We start from the raw sequence: 17,215 nt of genomic DNA on the forward strand, positions 1-17,215 counted from the left end.
GGCGCTATTGACAGCATCCTGTCTTAATGACAGGATGCTGTCATCGTCGTTTCGAGGAGGCATCATGAAAACCGTCCATCTCGCCCTGTACCCGACCCTCGCGGACTGGGAGTTCGGCTACGTGGCATCGGGTGTCAACAATCCCGAGTACCAGGCCGAGCCGGGGTCGTTCCGCATCGTGACCGTCGGCGCCTCGCGGGAGCCGGTCCGCACCATCGGCGGGGTCACGATGGTGCCCGACACCACACTCGACGACGTCCAGCCCGAGGACAGCGCGATGCTGGTCCTGCCCGGCGCCCAGATCTGGGAGTCCAACGACGCCTTCGTCGACGCCGCCCGGCGCTGGGCGGATGCCGGAACTCCGGTCGCCGGGATCTGCGGAGCCACAATGGGCCTCGCACGCGCGGGGCTGCTCGACGACCGACGCCACACCAGCAACGCGCCCGAGCAGCTGACACCTACGGGTTATGACGGAGCCGCACACTACGTCGACGCCCCTGCCGTCACCGATCGCGGAGTCATCACCGCCGCGGCCATCGCACCCGTCGATTTCGCACGCGAGGTCTTCGCACTGCTCGGCATCTACTCTCCGCCGGTTCTCGACGCCTGGTATCAGCTCTACGGCCACCAGGACCCCAGCGGTTTCTACGCCCTGGCCGGCGAGCAGTGAGCGACCACCAAGATCTGCTGTCGGCCTCGGCACTGACCGCCTTCCGCCTCAACGGCCAGTTCCTCGCGCTCGCCGAACGTCTCGCCGAACCCGCCGCCCTGACCGCCACGCGCTGGCAGGTACTCGGCGCGGTCCTCGACGAACCGTTGCCGGTCGCGGGTGTCGCGCGGGCGATGGGGATCACGCGGCAGAGCGTCCAGCGCACCGCCGACCTGCTCGTCGCCGACGGACTGGCCGAATACCGGGACAATCCGGCCCACCGGCGGGCCAAGCTCGTCGCCCCCACGGCGGCGGGTCTCGCGGCCGTGCGGGCCATCGACCCCGGGCACCGCGAGGCAGCCGACCGACTGGCGACAGTCCTCGACCCCGTCCGATGGGAACAGGCGTTGCACGCACTCCAAGACCTCAGCGCTGCACTCGACACACTCGACGGCCAGCGTTGATGTCCAATTGTTGACAATCGTACGATCCGGCGTCACCGTGTACGCATGACCGCCAGCGTTGACTCCCCGATCCGCAACAGCCAGACCGCGTCGCTGAGCCCGGCGCTGAAGCAGGCGACGCCCGTCGTCGTCGACACCGCGGCGGGTTCGTGGATCCGGGGTACCGACGGACGCGACTACCTCGACTTCACGACCGGTATCGGTGTGACCAGCACCGGACACTGCCACCCGCACGTCGTCGCCGCCGCACAGGCGCAGTGCGCCAAGGTCATCCACGCGCAGTACACCACCGTCATGCACACGCCGCTCCTGGAGCTCACCGCTCGTCTCGGGGCGGTACTGCCCGCCGGACTCGACTCCGTCTTCTACGCCAACTCCGGTTCCGAAGCCGTCGAGGCCGCCATCCGCCTCGCACGGATGGCCACCGCGAAACCCAACATCATCGTCTTCCAGGGCGGATTCCACGGCCGGACGGTCGCGGCCGCCAGCCTGACAACCGCGGGGACCCGCTTCTCGGCGGGCTTCTCGCCCCTGATGAGCGGCGTGCACATGGCGCCGTTCCCCTACGCCTACCGATACGGCTGGGACACCGACACCGCCGTCGACTTCGCGCTTCGCGAGCTCGACTATCTGCTCCAGTCGCGCGTCGCACCCAACGACACCGCCGCGTTCCTCATCGAACCTGTCCTCGGCGACGGCGGATACCTGCCCACCCCGCCGCGGTTCCTGCAGGGTCTGCGGGAACGAGCCGACCGCCACGGCATCCTCCTCGTCCTCGACGAGGTGCAGGCGGGATTCGGTCGCACCGGCAGGTTCTGGGGTCACCAGCACGCCGACGGACTGATCCCCGACATCCTCATCACCGCCAAGGGTCTGGCATCCGGCTTCCCGATCTCGGCGATCGCGGCGCCGACGGCTCTGATGAGCAAGGCGTGGCCGGGGTCGCAGGGCGGCACGTACGGCGGGAACGCCGTCGCGGCCGCCGCCGCGATCGCGACCCTCGACGTGATCGAGTCCGAGGGTCTCGTCGAGAACGCGCGCGTACGCGGTGAGCAGCTGCTCGCCGGCCTGCGAGAGGTGTGTGCGGCGTTCCCCGGGGTCGGGGACGTGCGCGGCCTGGGACTGATGGCCGGGATCGAGTTCGTCACCACGGATGCCGCCGGGAACACCACGCCCGACGCGGCGGCGGCGCTCGCCGTCCAGCAGGCCACCACGGCCCAGGGTTTGTTGTCCCTCACCTGCGGGCCCTCTGCCAACGTCGTGCGTCTCATCCCCGCTCTGGTGGTCACGGCCGAGGAGATCGACCTCGGCGTCGCCCGGTTCGCGGCCGCACTCGCCACCGCGCTCGGTTAGCCCGGTTCCGGTGGACATCGCGGCCGAACTCACCAGACTCGGCGTCGACGCAGACTCCTCGACGCGTCGCCTCGCCGAATACTCCTACGACGCTTCCAATTACCGGGTTCCACCGCTGGCCGTCACCTTCCCGCACACCGCCCGGGAGGTCGCGACGGTGGTCGGATGGTGTCACGAACACCGGGTACCCGTCGTCCCTCGCGGTGGCGGTACCTCGATGGGCGGCAACGCGATCGGCCCCGGAGTGGTGATCGACCTGTCCCGGCATCTGGATCGGGTCCTGTCCGTCGACGCCGAATCCGCAACCGCGGTCGCTGGTGCGGGGATCGTGTTGACCTCCCTCGCCGCCGAGGCACGGGCCGCGACCGACGGCACGCTCACGTTCGCGCCGGATCCGTCGTCGGCGTCGCGTGCAACCCTCGGCGGTGCGATCGGCAACGACGCCTGCGGCAATCACTCGGTCCGCCACGGTCGCACGAGCGATCACATCGTCGAACTGCATCTCGTGACGGCGGAGGGGTTGCTGCTCACCGCAACCCGCGACGGACTGCGGGCCACCGATCCCGCCGACGGTGCGGCGGTGACGCGGGCAGCCGAGATCACCGGATCGCTGCGGGAGCTGACCGCTGCGAACCTGGCCATCCTGCGGACCCAGCTCGAGACCATTCCGCGGCAGGTCTCCGGCTACCACCTTGCCAAGTTGCTGCCGGAGAACGGTTTCGACGTGGCGCGCGCCCTCGTCGGCAGTGAGGGAACCTGCGCGATCGTCGTGTCGGCGAGCGTCGCGCTGGTGCCGGTCGCGACATCGCAGCTCCTGCTGTGCATCGGCTACCGCTCCCCCGCCGACGCCGCTCGCGACGTACCGGCGATCCTGCCGTTCGCGCCGTCGGCCATCGAGGGCATCGACCGCAAGATCGTCGCCACGATGGCGGCACGGCGTGGCCGCGAGTCCGTCGCGGGCCTGCCCGCGGGATCGGCCTGGCTGTTCGTCGACCTCGACGAGCACAGCGCCGCCGCACAATCCGAATCCGATGTGTCGGCCACCGCCAAGCGGCTCCTGGACCACCTGCGTGCGCAGGGGCGGATGATCGGCGCCGCGGTGGTCGACGACCCCGTCCACCGCAATGCGCTCTGGCGTGTCCGCGAGGACGGCGCGGGTCTCTCGTCACGACTGGCCGATCCCGACGACGAGAGCATCGGTGACGGTTACGAATCCTGGCCGGGCTGGGAAGACGCAGCCGTCGCGCCCGAGCGGCTCGCCGACTACCTCGACGACTTCGCCGGCCTGCTCGACCACCACGGTCTCACCGGTGTCATGTACGGACACTTCGGCGCCGGCTGCATGCACGTCCGCATCACCTTCGACCTCCGGTCCGCCGAGGGACGCACGGTGATGGCGCGCTTCTGTACCGAGGCCGCGGAACTCGTGGTGCGGCACGGAGGTTCGCTGTCCGGCGAGCACGGTGACGGACGTGCCCGGTCGGCACTCCTGCCGATCATGTACAGCCCGGCGATGATGTCGGCGTTCGCCCGGTTCAAGGCGATCTGGGATCCGCACGGAATCCTCAACCCGGGCAGCATCGTCGACCCGGCACCCATCACCACCGACCTCGCCCTCGCCGACGTGCCGCGTCGCAGCTGGCCCACCAGCTTCACCCTCGGACATGACACCGCCGGACCGGATCCCGCGGAGCTCCCACTCATCGACCCGTTCGTCCACGCGGTGCAGGGGTGCATCGGTGTCGGACGGTGTCGTGCGGATGCCGGCGGGGTGATGTGCCCGAGCTACAAGGCCACCCGCGACGAGAAGGACTCCACTCGCGGTCGAGCCCGCGTGCTGCAGGACATGGTCCGCACCGCTCCCACCGTCGACGACGGGTGGCGGTCCACCGATGTCGCCGAGGCCCTGGAACTGTGCCTGTCGTGCAAGGCGTGTTCCACCGACTGCCCGACCGGGGTCGACATGGCCACCTACAAATCGGAGTTCCTGGACCACCACTATCGGCGGCGGCTCCGGCCGCTGTCGCACTACTCCCTCGGGTGGATGCCCGCGTGGTTGTCGGCGGCGGGGCTCGCGGCACCGGTTCTCAACCGCGCACTGCGGTCCCGGCTCAGCGGTCCCGCCGCACGCGCCGGCGGCCTCGATCCCCGACGCACCATGCCCGCGTTCGCGTCGCATCGGGCCCGGCGCACCCACCTCGGACCTCTCGCCCCCGTCGATGCGAGTTCCTCGGTCGTGTTGTTCGTCGACTCCTTCACCCGAGCATTCCGCCCGCATGTGGCCACCGCCGTGGCCGAGGTCCTCCGCGCTGCCCACTCCGTCGACCGTGCATCGAATCCCGTCGGCTGTGCGTCCGACAACTGTTGCGGCCTCACGTGGATCTCGACGGGGCAGCTGGGCCGCGCCCGAAAGGTACTGCGCCGCACTGTCGCCGACCTCGACGACGGCACGGACAGGCCGATCGTGGTTGTCGAACCCAGTTGTGCAGCGGCGCTGGCGAAGGATCTTCCCGAACTCATCCCGACCGAGGCCGCGCGGCGCGTGGCCGCACGCGTGCGGAGTTTCGCCGCCCACCTCCCCGCCCTGCTCGATGCGGGCTGGCGACCACCGGCCCTGCCCGACGAGGTGACGCTGCAGACCCACTGCCACGAGTACGCGGTCTTCGGCGCGCGGGTCGGCGTCGCCGCTCTCGAGGCCCTCGGGGTCACCGTGCACACCGCAGACGGGTGTTGCGGTGTCGCCGGCAACTTCGGTTTCGAGAAGGGGCACTACGAAGTCAGCATGGCCGTCGCGGAAAACGGCCTGGCGCCTGCATTGCGCGACGCCCCGCATCGGCCCGTCGTCACCGACGGTTTCAGCTGCGCGATGGCCGTCGAACACCTCGCGACCGTCGACGACGACCTCTCCCGCGGGCGGCCACGCGGAGTCCATCTCGCCGAGCTGCTCGCCACGTCACCCGATACAGCCACCGACATCCGAGGAGTACGACCATGACGGCCCCCGCCCCCGTGACCCCGCACAACGCTCCCGAAGCCGTGTCCCGCGTCCACACCGACCTGTTCATCGGTGGCACATGGACTCCCGCCGCTTCCGGCGAGCGCTTCGACGTCGTGAATCCGGCCACGGGCGACGTGCTCGCCCGCGTCGCCGACGCCGACGCCGTCGACGCCAGGCATGCGCTCGAGACCGCGGCCGCGCATCAGGCCGGGTGGGCGGCCACCTCACCGCGCAGCCGCAGCGAGATCCTCTATCGCGCACATCGGCTCATCATGGACCGGGTCGACGAGATCGCCGCGGTGATGACCGCCGAGATGGGTAAGCCTCTCGCCGAGGCCAAGGGCGAGGTCGCCTACGGCGCCGAGTTCTTCCGATGGTTCGCCGAGGAGGCCGTCCGCATCGGCGGCGATTCCACCACCACCGGCGACGGATCGCATCGGATCGTGGTGACCAGGCAACCCGTGGGCCCGTGCATCCTGATCACGCCGTGGAATTTTCCGTTGGCCATGGGAACCCGCAAGATCGGGCCGGCGATCGCGGCGGGATGCACCATGGTCATCAAACCCGCCGAACTCACCCCGCTCACCACTCTGCTGCTGGCCGACATCCTCGTCGAGGCGGGCCTCCCACCGGGTGTGCTGAACGTCGTGACCACCAGCGACCCGTCGACGGTCGTCACCGAGTGGATGGAGAGCGGCCTCGCCCGCAAGATCAGCTTCACCGGGTCGACCGAGGTCGGGAAACTGTTGCTGCGACAGGCGGCGGGCACGGTCATGCGGACATCGATGGAGCTGGGCGGCAACGCGCCGTTCATCGTGTGCGCCGACGCCGACATCCCACGAGCCGTCGACGGTCTGATGTTCGCCAAGATGCGAAACATCGGTCAGGCCTGCACCGCCGCCAACCGGGTCTTCGTGCACCGCAGCGTGATCGACGAGTTCACCGCCGCTTTCGCCGCGAAGATGGCCGGGCTGCGGGTCGGCGACGGTGCGGCCGACAACGTCCAGGTCGGCCCGCTCGTCGAACGCGCGGCCGTCGAGAAGGTCTCGACGCTGGTCTCCGACGCCGTGGCCAAGGGTGCAACGGTGGTCTGTGGAGGTGAGAACCCGGAGGGCCCAGGCTTTTTCTATCCACCGACCGTCTTGACCGGCGTCGGACTCGACGCGGATCTCATGCGCACCGAGATCTTCGGGCCGGTGGCCGCGATCGTCCCGTTCGGCAATGCCGACGAACCGGACGATCCCGCGGCCGACGACGAGGTCATCGCGCTGGCCAACGACACACCGTGGGGGCTGGTCGGCTATCTGTTCAGCCAGGACGTCGACCGTTGCGCCAGACTGTCGGCCGCGCTGGAAACCGGTATGGTCGGGGTCAACACCGGCGCCGTGTCCAATCCGGCGGCCCCGTTCGGCGGGGTCAAGGAATCGGGACTCGGACGCGAAGGTGGACGCGTGGGCATCGAGGAGTTTCTCGACATGAAGTACACGGCCACGCCGATTCCCCTTCGCTGACAACATTTCCGGAACCGGTCTGGGTTCAGACAGGCAGGAGCGAGAAAACCATGTACCTGGGTGCTCAGCTGTTCACCGACAGCGAGTACGAGCAGCGCCTGACCCGTGTCCGTGAGCTCATGGACCGTCAGGGTCTGTCGGCGATCATCGTCACCGATCCGGCCAACATCTTCTACCTGATCGGCTACAACGCCTGGTCGTTCTACACCCCGCAGATGCTGTTCGTGCCGATCGACGGCGAGATGGTCTTCTACGCTCGCGAGATGGATGCGCATGGCGCACACCGGACGACGTGGTTGCCGGCCGATCAGATCGTCGGCTATCCGGAGAGCTATGTGCACCGTCCGCACCTGCACCCGTTCGACTGGGTCGCCTGGTCACTGCGCCAGCGGCACCTCATCGCACCGGCATCCAACACCGGGTCGGTGGGTCTGGAGATGGACTCACACTTCTTCTCCCCCAAAGCCTACCGCGCACTGTTCAACGCGATCCCGGAGTGGAAGCTCGTCGACAGCTTCGAGCTCGTCAACTGGGTACGCTCGGTCAAATCCGACGCCGAGGTGCAGCTGATGCGCCAGGCCGGAATGGTGTGCTCGAAGGCGATGCGCGCCGCCATCGACACCATCGACATCGGTGTCCGGCAATGCGATGCGGCCGCGGCCATCTCGCAAGCGCAGATCACCGGCACCCCGGAGTACGGCGGCGACTATCCGGCGATCGTCCCGATGATGCCCACCGGCGCGGCGGCCGACACCCCGCACCTCACCTGGCACCAGGGCACTTTCGTCGAGAACGAGGCAGTCGTCATCGAATTGACCGGTGCACACAACCGCTATCACTGCCCGCTCGCGCGAACCGTGTCGCTCGGCACCCCGAGCAAGGACCTCGACTACGTCGCCAAGGCCACCGCCGAGGGACTGAACAATGTGCTCGAGGCCATCAAACCGGGCGTGGCCACGCGCGAACTCGCGTCCACGTGGAACTGGACGCTCGCGAAGTACGGCCTCGAGAAGCCCTCGCGGCTGGGCTACTCGATCGGCATCGGGTATCCGCCCGACTGGGGCGAGCGGACCATCAGCATCCGCAGCGAGGACGAGTCGGTGCTCGAGACCAACATGACCTTTCACATCGTCTGCGGAATGTGGATGGACAACTATGGTTTCGAGCTGTCCGAGTCGGTCCGCGTCAGCCCGACCGGCGTCGAGACCTTCACCGACTTCCCCCGCGAACTGATCCAGAAGTAGCCACAGAGAGACGAGGTGAAGAAAGTGACCACAACCGAAACCGCCTATCAGACCCGGCATTCGGCACCAACACTACCGTTGGCGGGCCGTGCCAAGGACCTGGTCGGTTCGATGATCGATTCGTCGACCTCGCTGCTGGCCGCGCAGTCGCACGACATCGTGCGCTTCGCGATGGGGTCCCCGGCGGACGAGGCGGTGCCGGCCGACGAGTTCCGTCAGATCGCCGGTGAGATCCTGGACAACTCGTCGTTCACCTACGGGGCCACCGAGGGCGAACCACGGCTGCTGCAACTCCTCGTCGACTATCTCGCCACGACTCCCGACCCGTCCACCCTGGACCGGCTGGTCATCACCACCGGCGGGATGCAGGGACTCGACCTCGCCTGCAAGCTGTTCGTCGACCCCGGCGATCTGGTCGTCGTGGAGTCCCCCACGTACACCAACGGCAGCGCCACCGCGCTGTCGTATGGCGCGCAGCTGCTCGAGGTCCCCGTCGACGACGACGGTATGCAGGTCGACCAGCTGGAGGCGCTCGTCGCGCGCACCCGTCAAACGCCCAAGGCGATCTACACCATCCCCACGTTCCAGAATCCGTCCGGCGTCACCATGTCCGAGGAACGACGCCGCGAACTGCTACGGCTGGCGCACACCTGGGGTTCGGTCGTCATCGACGACGATCCGTACGGGCTGTTGCGGTTCGCCGGCACCGACATCCCGACCTTCCAGACCCTGAGCCCCGGCGATCCGCTGATCTTCTCCGTGCGCACCTTCTCCAAGATCCTCGCCCCGGGCTGGCGGGTCGGCTGGGTCGATGCGGATCCGTCGCTGCGCCAGCTGTTGATCAACGGCAAGCAGGCGATGGACACGTGCACCAACGTGCCCAATCAGCACATCGTCGCCGAGTACATCGCCCGCGGCGGTCTCGAGGACCACCTCGCCGGGATCCGGGTGCTGTACCGAGAGCGCAAGAACGCCATGCTCGACGCCATCGCGCGTCATCTGGGCGATCGCGTGGTGACCACGAACCCCGAGGGCGGGTTCTTCCTGTGGGTCACGTTGCGCGAGGAGTTCGCCGAGATCGACACCCGGGAGCTCTTCGAGATCGCGCTCGCCGACGGTGTGGCGTTCATCCCCGGCCCCGCGCTGTCGCCGGGCGGACGCTTCCGGAACTCGATGCGCCTCTGCTTCGCATCGAGCACCCCGGAGCGGATCGACGAGGGTGTCCGGCGTCTCACGGCCAGTCTTGAGAAGATGGTCGGGTGAGTGGTGAACCTGACCTGACCGCAGCCGAGTCCGCAGTGCTCGGCTTCATCGACGAGGCCGCCATCACCTCGCTCACCTCGGCCCTGGTCGAGGCGTCCAGCGAGAACCCCGGCGGTACCGAGTCGGCCGCAGTCGCGGTCCTCGAGAATGCCTGCCGCACGCTCGGTTTCGACGTCACGACGCACGAAGTGTCCCCGGGGCGACCCAATCTCGTCGCCACCGTGCGCGCCGGGACAGCACCAGGGCTGATGTTCCTCGGACATTCGGATGTGGTCCCGGCGGGCCCGAATTGGTCGGCCGATCCGTACACGGTCCGTATCCGCGACGGCCGGATCTACGGCCGCGGTGCCACCGACATGAAGGGCGGACTCGCCGCCGTCGTCGCGGCGATGAACGCCCTCTGCCGGGCCGGCGAGGCCGGCATCGAACTCTCCGGACCGGTCCGCCTGGTATGCACGGTCGACGAGGAGGAACACGGAACCGGCGTGCGGGACTTCGTGGGCCGTCCCGCCGACCACGAGTTCCTCGGTTGCGTGGTGGCCGAACCCACCGACATGCAGGTGGTCCGGGGCTGCCGGGGCGCGTCGTACATCGAGATCGAGGTGACCGGACGCGCCGCACACTCCGGACGCCCCTCGGACGGACGCAGTGCCATCGACGCCGCGGCGGCCATCGTCGAGATCATCCGGGCCGACGGCGAGCGGCTGGCCGAGTCCGCCGACGATCTGCTCGGCCACGGCACCTGGAATGTCGGGACCATCGCGGGCGGACAGGGCATCTCGGTGGTCGCACCCGGTTGTTCACTCGGCATCGACCGGCGATTGATGCCCGACGAGGACCCGCATCGGATCGCCGAGGACCTGCGAACGGCCATCCGCGACAGCGGGATCGACACCGACGGCATCACTGTCGACGTCCAGGTGACCATGGAGATGCCTGGTTTCGCGACCGACGGCGCGCATCCGCTTGTCACCACGGCTGTCGGTTCGGTCGTCGACGCCGGCGCCGTCACCTCCGTCGGCGGGTGGACCGCTGCCTGCGACGGCGGTTTCGTCAGCCGGGACCTCGGTGTCCCGTCGATCGTGCTCGGACCCGGCAACATCAACACCGACGCCCACCAGCCCGACGAGTCGGTCGCCATCGCCGATCTGGTCACCGCGGCGCGGGCTTACACCCTCGCCGCGATGCGCCTGCTCGGGCCCTAGTTCGCCTCCTGCTTCTGCAGCGCCGTGAAATCGTTCTCGAGGCTCGGGATCTCGGTGCCGCGGAGCGAAGCACCCGCGGTCTCCTTGAGGAAACACAGGGCGACCATGCCGATGGCACACGCACCCATCATGTAGACGGCGGGGAACAGGTTCCAGTCGGTGCTTTCCACGACAGCGTCGTTGACCAGCGGCGCCGTCCCGCCGAATGCGGCGGTCGCGACGTTGTAGGAGATCGCGAAACCCGCATAGCGGACCTGGGTCGGGAACATCGCCGGGAACGTCGCCGAGATGGTCGCCAACTGGGGTATGTAGAGCACGCCCAGGATGACGAATGCGACGATGGCCCAGGCGAATCCCTGTCCCATCAGCCAATAGAGCGGTAGCGCGAGGACGAACAGGCCGATCAGCGAACCCCACCACATGGGTTTGCGGCCCGTCGAATCCGACCACCACCCGAAGAACGGGATCAGCAACATCATCACGAGCTGGCCGATGAGGTTGACGACGCTGGCCGAGGTCTCGGACAGATCGATCGTGTTCTGCAAGTAGGTCGGCTGGTACGCCAGCAGCGTGTAGTTCGCGACGTTGAGCGCGATCACGAGACCGAACATGGTGATGATCGGACGCCGGTAGTTGACCAGCAGATCCTTGAATCGGCTGTAGGCCGATCCCTTGATCTCGTTGTCCTGCTCCAGTTCCTGGAACACGGGTGTGTCTTCCATCTGCGACCGCAGGTACAGGCCGATCAGGCCCATCGGCAGCGCGAGCAGGAACGGGATACGCCAACCCCACTGATCCATCTGGCTGTCGGTCAACGCCAGCTGTAGCAACAGGACGAACAGTGTGCCGCCGCAGAAGCCGGCGAGGGTTCCGAATTCGAGGAACGACCCGTACTTGCCGCGCTTGTTGTCGGGCGCGTACTCGGCCATGAACGTTGCGGCACCGCCGTATTCACCGCCGGTGGAGAAACCCTGGATCACGCGGAGCAGGATCAGCAGTACCGGCGCCCAGAAACCGATCGACGCGTGTGTGGGCAGCAGACCGATCAGCGCGGTCGCCCCGGAGATGAGCAGGATCGTCATCGCGAGAACAGATTTGCGTCCGATGCGATCCCCGATCGGACCCCAGACCATGCCGCCGAGCGGCCTCAGGACAAACGAGATCGCAAAACCCAGCATGGTGCCGACGGTTCCGAATTCGCCGGGGAAGAATGCCTGTGTCAGGTAGACCGAGGCCGCGGCGTAGACGCCGTAGTCGTACCACTCGGTGGCGTTGCCGATCGCCGAGGCACCGATGGCCTTGCGGAGGAGTCTCCTGCCCTCGGGAGAGTTCGGGTCCGGTGCGAGCTGCTCGTAGGTGTCTGCTGTCGTCGTATCGCTCATCTGCGCTTCCTGATTCGTGGGGCCGCTGAGGGTTTCGAGCTCGTCGTGCAGCGCTCGGTGGACCCACGAGGTGCACTGGCAGCGAGTTCTCGGCTGCGTGCTTCCTCCGGCCGCGGGCGATCAGCCCCTGGCCACCTGAAGGCCGGCGGCGTCCTCGCCGTCACCGATCAGGCGACGCAACCCGTCAGCCATGTGCTCGATCATCAGAGCATCCGCCGCCGCGGCGTCTCCCGCGGCGATGGCGTCCACCAACGCCTGGTGTTCGTCGATCCGGTCCTTTCCCGAGGAATACGTTCCTCGCATGGCTCGCAGGCACATCCGTGTCTCCACGAGAATTGTCTCGTGCAGACGCGAAAGCCTCTGACTTCCGGCATATTCCACCAGGGTCTGGTGAAAGGCCATGTCCGCCTCCGCCATCCCGGCGCCGTTCGGCTCCTCGATGTGGTCACGCATCGCGTCGACCGCCTCGGCCAGCGCCTGTACCGCCTCCTGCTCGCCGTGCGCGATCACCTGCTGCACGGCAGCGCGTTCCACGGCAGTCCGCGCGACGTACATGTCCCGGATGTCGTCGTCCTCCATCGAGACCACGAACAGGCCGCGGTTGCGGTGGCTGACCAGCAGCCCCTCAGCGGTGAGACGCTGCATGGCCTCGCGGAGGGGACCACGACTGACGCCCAGGTCGGCCGCCAGGCCCGACTCCGTCAATTGCGAGCCGGGTGCGAAGTCCCCATTTGCGATCGCATCGTGCAACTTACGCGCGATGATCGCCGGTGTCGATTCCTGAACCAACGGCGACAACACCCGGCGACGTGGCGATTTACCCTGTTTGGGCTGGTGGACAACGGTTCTGTCCGTCCCCGGGTCCTCCGGACCCGGAGCCTCGGCCCCCACCTTCATCGTCACCGTCATCCCCTCTTTCTTACCGTGAATGGCGCGCATAAGTCAGTGTTTCCCCGCGCGCGCCGCCCATCCAGACGTCGTTGCAGGCAGCGGCGAACTCGTCGAGTCCTTCGACGATCGTCGCGAACACGTTGCCCGGGACCCAGCCCACGTCGCCGTTGACCAGCAGATTGTTGCGACCGTAGAAGACCGCGAGATCGATGAGGAGCCGATGTTCGGCGGGCGCCGATCCGAGCTCGTAGCCGTACGCCGGATTCTCGAGCACCCCGTCGAATGTGAAGTAGCACAGGTCACCGGGTATCGGGGTGATGGTGGTGTTCTCCATGCCCGGTTCCGCCGGGGCGAAGGCCGGCAGCAACGTGTAGATCTCATTGCGCGCGAACTTCCCGTGAAAGACCTGCCCGCCCAGCGGCAGAGCGTCCCAGACCGCGGCGGCGGTGCGCGGCGCCTCGGTGTCCAGCATCCGCGCCACGGCGCGGACGCCTCGCCTCTCCAGTGTCACGGTGATGAATCGGTCATCCCGGGACCGCACGCCGCCCCGCTGTTCATCGGTCACGCCCGGTCCCCCAACATGGTGAACCCGGCAGCGGCCTCGTATGCCGCCGCGACCCGCAGAACCGTGGCGTCGTGGTGCCGTGCGCCGACGAACTGCGCCCCGGTCGGCAGGCCGTCGGCGAATCCGCTCGGCACGGTGATCGCCGGCTGTCCGGTGAGATTGAACGGGTAGGTGTACGGAGTCCACGAGGTCCATTCGGGGGACGGCGACCCATCCGGAACGGTGCGACCGGCCCCGAATGCCACGGTGGGCATCGACGGCGTCAGCAGGACATCGAATTCCTCGTGGAGAAGGCTCATCTGGGTACCCATCTCCATCCGCAGGGCGGTCGCGCCGACGACATCGGATGCCCTGAGATCGCGGTGTCGCTCCAAAGCCTCCGTCAGCAGTGGATCCACGCTCTCGGCCGCACGCGGCCCGAGCCCGCGGACGACGACATCGGCCCCGGCGTACCAGATGACGTGGTACGCCCAGGCCGGGTCATCCCACCCGAGGTCCACCTTTTCCACGGTCGCGCCGAGCTGCTCGAGAACCGACGCCACCCGATCGGTGTTGGCCTGCACGCCAGGATCATTGGAGCCGAACCCGAGATCGGCGCTGTAACCGACACGCAGGTCCGCGAGGTCGCGGACATCGGCGATCGCTGCGACCGCACCTGTCGTCGGCGGAGGCAGAGCCGACCAGTCGCGGGCATCGAACCCACTCAGGACATCAAGCAGCGCAGCACAATCCGATACCGTCCGCGTCATCGGCCCGACGTGGGCGACCGGTGCGAACGGACTCGGCGGATACATCGGCACCCGTCCCAGCGTCGGTTTGAATCCGACGACGCCGCAATACGCGGCCGGTATCCGGATGGAACCGCCGCCGTCGGTGCCGACCGACAGCGGTCCCAGGCCGGCGGCGAGCGCGGCGGCGCTGCCACCACTCGATCCACCCGACGTGCACGAGGTGTCCCACGGATTGCGGGTGATTCCGGTACGGGGGCTGTCGGTCACACCCTTCCAGCCGAACTCCGGCGTCGTGACCTTTCCGAGCAGCACCGCGCCGGCTTCGCGCAGGCGTGCCACCGCGGGCGCGTCGGTGTCCCACACCATCTGGTCGGGTTCGATCATCAACGAGCCGCGCAATGTCGGCCATCCCGCCGTCAGGAGGAGATCCTTGATCGAGACCGGTACGCCGTCGAGTGGGCCGAAGGGTGTCCCGGCAGCGAACCTTGCAGTGGATTCCCGGGCCTCGGCGATCGTGCGGTCGGGGTCGACCAGGCAGAACGCATTGATCGACGGATCGACATCCTCGATGGCGTCGAGCAGTTCCGTGGCCACAGTTTCCGGTGTGAGCGCACCGGTACGGTAGGCCTCGGCAAGTTCCGTGGCGCTGAGCCATCGCGTGGCGTCCGACATGCGCCCCCTCGGAGACAGTTGGTAGATTGTTGACAATCTACCTCGGAGGTGTGGGCGTGACAACTGCCGTCGCGATGCTCTATCCCGGCCACGCCGCCGAGGACGACTATGAACTCATCGAGGCGGCCATCGGCGCCGCCGAACCCGCACTCGATGTCCGGCTGCCGGTCCTCATCACCGCGGTGGACTCCGACGACCACACCATCGAGGCCATGGCCGCGGTCGGCGAGCAGGACCGCCTCGCCGACGGCGTGCGTCGCGCGCATGATCTGCACCCGTCCGCCGTGATGTGGGCGTGCACCTCCGGCAGTTTCGTCTACGGCTTCGACGGTGCCCGACGGCAGGCGACCGACGTCGCCCGGCGGGCGGGTCGCCCGGCGTCGTCGACGTCACTGGCGTTCGCCGAGGCGTGCCGGCATCTCGGCCTGTCGCGGATCGCGATCGCCGCGACCTACCCCGAGCCGCTGGCGACTCGCTTCACCGGGTTTCTCGCCGACGCCGGTGTCGAGGTGGTGGCATTGCGCGCCAACGACATCGGGACGGCGACCGAGGCGGGGACGTTCGACGGCGACGGCCTGTTCGAGATGCTGGCACGCGCCGATTGTGAATCAGCACAGGCGATTCTGGTTCCCGACACCGCGCTGCACACCGCGATGTGGATCACCGACCTCGAGGCCAGGTTCGGCAAACCCGTGCTGACCGCGAACCAGGTCACCGCGTGGGAGGGGCTCCGACTCACCGGGCTCACGGTCGACGTTCCCCGACTCGGGAGCCTGTTCACCTCAGCTGGCGGCTGACTGAGCCGGCGGTCCGGGTGTCGGCTCGGCGGATCGCGCAGTCGGGGTGACCGTCTCGCACACCAAACGCCCCCGTCGACCGTGCTGGCATTCCCGTCGACTGGGCGTCCGTTTCCGTCGACTGTGCGCCTCTTCTCGTCGACTGTGCGTGCGTTCTTTTGTCAGCACGCCCGTGGATCGAGTTCAGGTTCGGTCGCGGAGATTGGGATGTGTGACTGCCAGACTTCGTTTCGTCGAGGCGACCTCGATCGAAGTCGCGTCGACGAACTGGAGTCAGATGCGACACCATTCCCAACCGAACCGAATCCGACCACCGAGCACCGAGCACCGAGCACCGAGCAGACCGGGAATTCGATCCGAAAGCGCACGTGTTTTCCCAGAAACCAGTCGTGCAGCGGCCCCTGTGCGAGATCCCTGTGCGAAAGCATGCACAGTCGACCGGATCACACGCACAGCCGACGGAAACAGATGCACAGCCGACGGAAACAGATGCACAGTCGACGCGATCCGACGCACAGTCAACGAAATCGGACGCACAGTCGACGAAATCGGGCGCAGGTCAGTCGATCACCGCTTTGGCAACGGTGACGCAGGTGGTGATCCATTCGCGGTCGGTCGGGCGAAGGGGGCGCGCCGCGCGTTCGGCATCCACGATGGCCCAGTGCGCGTTGAGGATCATCCGTACGATGACCCAGTCGCGTGCACGATCCTGATCGAGGTCGGCCGCGTCGGTGATGGTGTAGAACCGCCGACGGATGTCGTAGCGCACGTCGGACGCGCGCGAGCCCAGACGATTCCACAGCATCGGGGCGAGTTCGTAGTGTGCGTCACCCGACATCGGGCTGGGGTCGATGGCGACCCACCGCCCGTCGGCATCGGCGAGGACGTTCTCATGGTGCAGGTCGCCGTGCACGATGACACCCACGGTCGCATTGTCGGCCAGCAGGTCTCGTCCGAGAGACAGCGCTTGTTCGACGAAGCGCCTCGGCACCGGCGCGTCCCGCGGGATACTGGCCAGATCGCCCAGCCATCGCTCCAGATGCGCGGTGAGCGGAGTGAGTCGGCCCGGTGCCGGAATGTGCAGCCGGCCGTACAGATCAGCCACCACCAGGCAGGCCTCGTCGTCGTCGACGGTCGTCAGGTCACGCTGCGAGAGACGTTCGAGGAGCAGTGCGCGGCGACGGGGATCGGCGCGGAGCATGCGTACCGCCCCACGACCCTGCCAATGGTGCAGTCCCAGTGCTTCTTGCGCGCCTTCGTCGTCACCGTCGAACGCCACCTTGAGGACCGCGGGCGTGCCGTGCCGATCGATCACCGGAACCACGAGCGACTCGAAACCGTGCCACAACTCCTCGCCGTCACGGCGCAGACCCCACTCGTCCAGGAGCGCCGAGACGGCACCCGGAAGTCGCCGCAGCCAGTCCGCCCAGAGCGGACCGAGCGCGGCCTGCTCCGACAGTCCGTCCGGGATCTCCGACGCGGTGATCATC

At 67.8% G+C, this 17,215-nt stretch carries 14 protein-coding genes; 9 read left to right on the forward strand and 5 right to left on the reverse strand.

Features of this window, described 5'->3' with window-relative positions; all coding sequences use genetic code 11:
• Positions 1 to 64: 64 nt before the first annotated feature.
• The 8 genes from AMD30_RS01035 to AMD30_RS01070 are packed head-to-tail and all read left to right on the forward strand — an operon-like array spanning position 65 to position 10,687.
• Positions 65 to 670: a DJ-1/PfpI family protein gene (locus AMD30_RS01035; protein WP_055474436.1), complete on the forward strand. Its 606-nt coding sequence runs from the start codon at positions 65 to 67 to the stop codon at positions 668 to 670.
• Positions 667 to 1,113 (forward strand): MarR family winged helix-turn-helix transcriptional regulator, encoded by a 447-nt coding sequence (locus tag AMD30_RS01040; protein WP_010840775.1) that lies wholly within the window; start codon positions 667 to 669, stop codon positions 1,111 to 1,113. The genes AMD30_RS01035 and AMD30_RS01040 overlap by 4 nt, the downstream gene beginning before the upstream one ends.
• Positions 1,114 to 1,158: 45 nt before the next feature.
• On the forward strand, positions 1,159 to 2,466 hold the full coding sequence (locus AMD30_RS01045) for an aspartate aminotransferase family protein (RefSeq protein WP_055474437.1): 1,308 nt from the start codon (positions 1,159 to 1,161) through the stop codon (positions 2,464 to 2,466).
• 10 nt (positions 2,467 to 2,476) lie between these two features.
• The gene (locus AMD30_RS01050) at positions 2,477 to 5,461 is read left to right on the forward strand and encodes an FAD-binding and (Fe-S)-binding domain-containing protein (protein WP_055474438.1); all 2,985 of its coding nucleotides are present in this window, start codon (positions 2,477 to 2,479) and stop codon (positions 5,459 to 5,461) included.
• Positions 5,458 to 6,975: an NAD-dependent succinate-semialdehyde dehydrogenase gene (locus tag AMD30_RS01055; RefSeq protein ID WP_055474439.1), complete on the forward strand. Its 1,518-nt coding sequence runs from the start codon at positions 5,458 to 5,460 to the stop codon at positions 6,973 to 6,975. Before AMD30_RS01050 ends, AMD30_RS01055 begins: the two co-directional genes overlap by 4 nt.
• 50 nt (positions 6,976 to 7,025) lie before the next feature.
• Positions 7,026 to 8,219, forward strand: coding sequence for a M24 family metallopeptidase (locus AMD30_RS01060; protein WP_014928068.1), 1,194 nt, complete (start codon positions 7,026 to 7,028; stop codon positions 8,217 to 8,219).
• A gap of 24 nt (positions 8,220 to 8,243) precedes the next feature.
• Complete coding sequence (locus AMD30_RS01065; RefSeq protein ID WP_014928069.1) at positions 8,244 to 9,482, forward strand: aminotransferase-like domain-containing protein; 1,239 nt, start codon at positions 8,244 to 8,246, stop codon at positions 9,480 to 9,482.
• The gene (locus AMD30_RS01070; protein ID WP_055474440.1) at positions 9,479 to 10,687 is read left to right on the forward strand and encodes a M20 family metallopeptidase; all 1,209 of its coding nucleotides are present in this window, start codon (positions 9,479 to 9,481) and stop codon (positions 10,685 to 10,687) included. The genes AMD30_RS01065 and AMD30_RS01070 overlap by 4 nt, the downstream gene beginning before the upstream one ends.
• Here the strand turns inward: AMD30_RS01070 and AMD30_RS01075 are convergent.
• The 4 genes from AMD30_RS01075 to AMD30_RS01090 all read right to left on the reverse strand — a co-directional run bounded on the left by AMD30_RS01075 (position 10,684) and on the right by AMD30_RS01090 (position 14,928).
• Entirely contained in the window at positions 10,684 to 12,069 is a 1,386-nt protein-coding gene (locus AMD30_RS01075; RefSeq protein WP_014928071.1) for an MFS transporter, read from the reverse strand. The genes AMD30_RS01070 and AMD30_RS01075 overlap by 4 nt on opposite strands.
• Before the next feature lie 120 nt (positions 12,070 to 12,189).
• A complete protein-coding gene (locus AMD30_RS01080) occupies positions 12,190 to 12,978 on the reverse strand; it encodes a GntR family transcriptional regulator (RefSeq protein ID WP_197282721.1) in 789 nt (262 codons plus the stop codon).
• Positions 12,979 to 12,988: 10 nt separating this feature from the next.
• Positions 12,989 to 13,525 (reverse strand): DUF3830 family protein, encoded by a 537-nt coding sequence (locus AMD30_RS01085; protein ID WP_010840784.1) that lies wholly within the window; start codon positions 13,523 to 13,525, stop codon positions 12,989 to 12,991.
• Positions 13,522 to 14,928: an amidase gene (locus AMD30_RS01090; RefSeq protein WP_055474442.1), complete on the reverse strand. Its 1,407-nt coding sequence runs from the start codon at positions 14,926 to 14,928 to the stop codon at positions 13,522 to 13,524. The genes AMD30_RS01085 and AMD30_RS01090 overlap by 4 nt, the downstream gene beginning before the upstream one ends.
• 56 nt (positions 14,929 to 14,984) lie before the next feature.
• On the opposite strand from AMD30_RS01090, the gene AMD30_RS01095 reads away from it, so the two are divergent.
• Entirely contained in the window at positions 14,985 to 15,725 is a 741-nt protein-coding gene (locus AMD30_RS01095) for a maleate cis-trans isomerase family protein (protein WP_055474547.1), read from the forward strand.
• Positions 15,726 to 16,284: 559 nt separating this feature from the next.
• On the opposite strand, the gene AMD30_RS01100 is transcribed toward AMD30_RS01095, so the two are convergent.
• Positions 16,285 to 17,214 carry an aminoglycoside phosphotransferase family protein gene (locus AMD30_RS01100; RefSeq protein WP_055474443.1) on the reverse strand — a complete coding sequence of 310 codons (930 nt, stop codon included), beginning with the start codon at positions 17,212 to 17,214 and terminating at the stop codon, positions 16,285 to 16,287.
• Position 17,215 lies beyond the last annotated feature (1 nt).

The organism is Gordonia sp. HS-NH1, from assembly GCF_001418765.1.
Taxonomy (GTDB): domain Bacteria; phylum Actinomycetota; class Actinomycetes; order Mycobacteriales; family Mycobacteriaceae; genus Gordonia.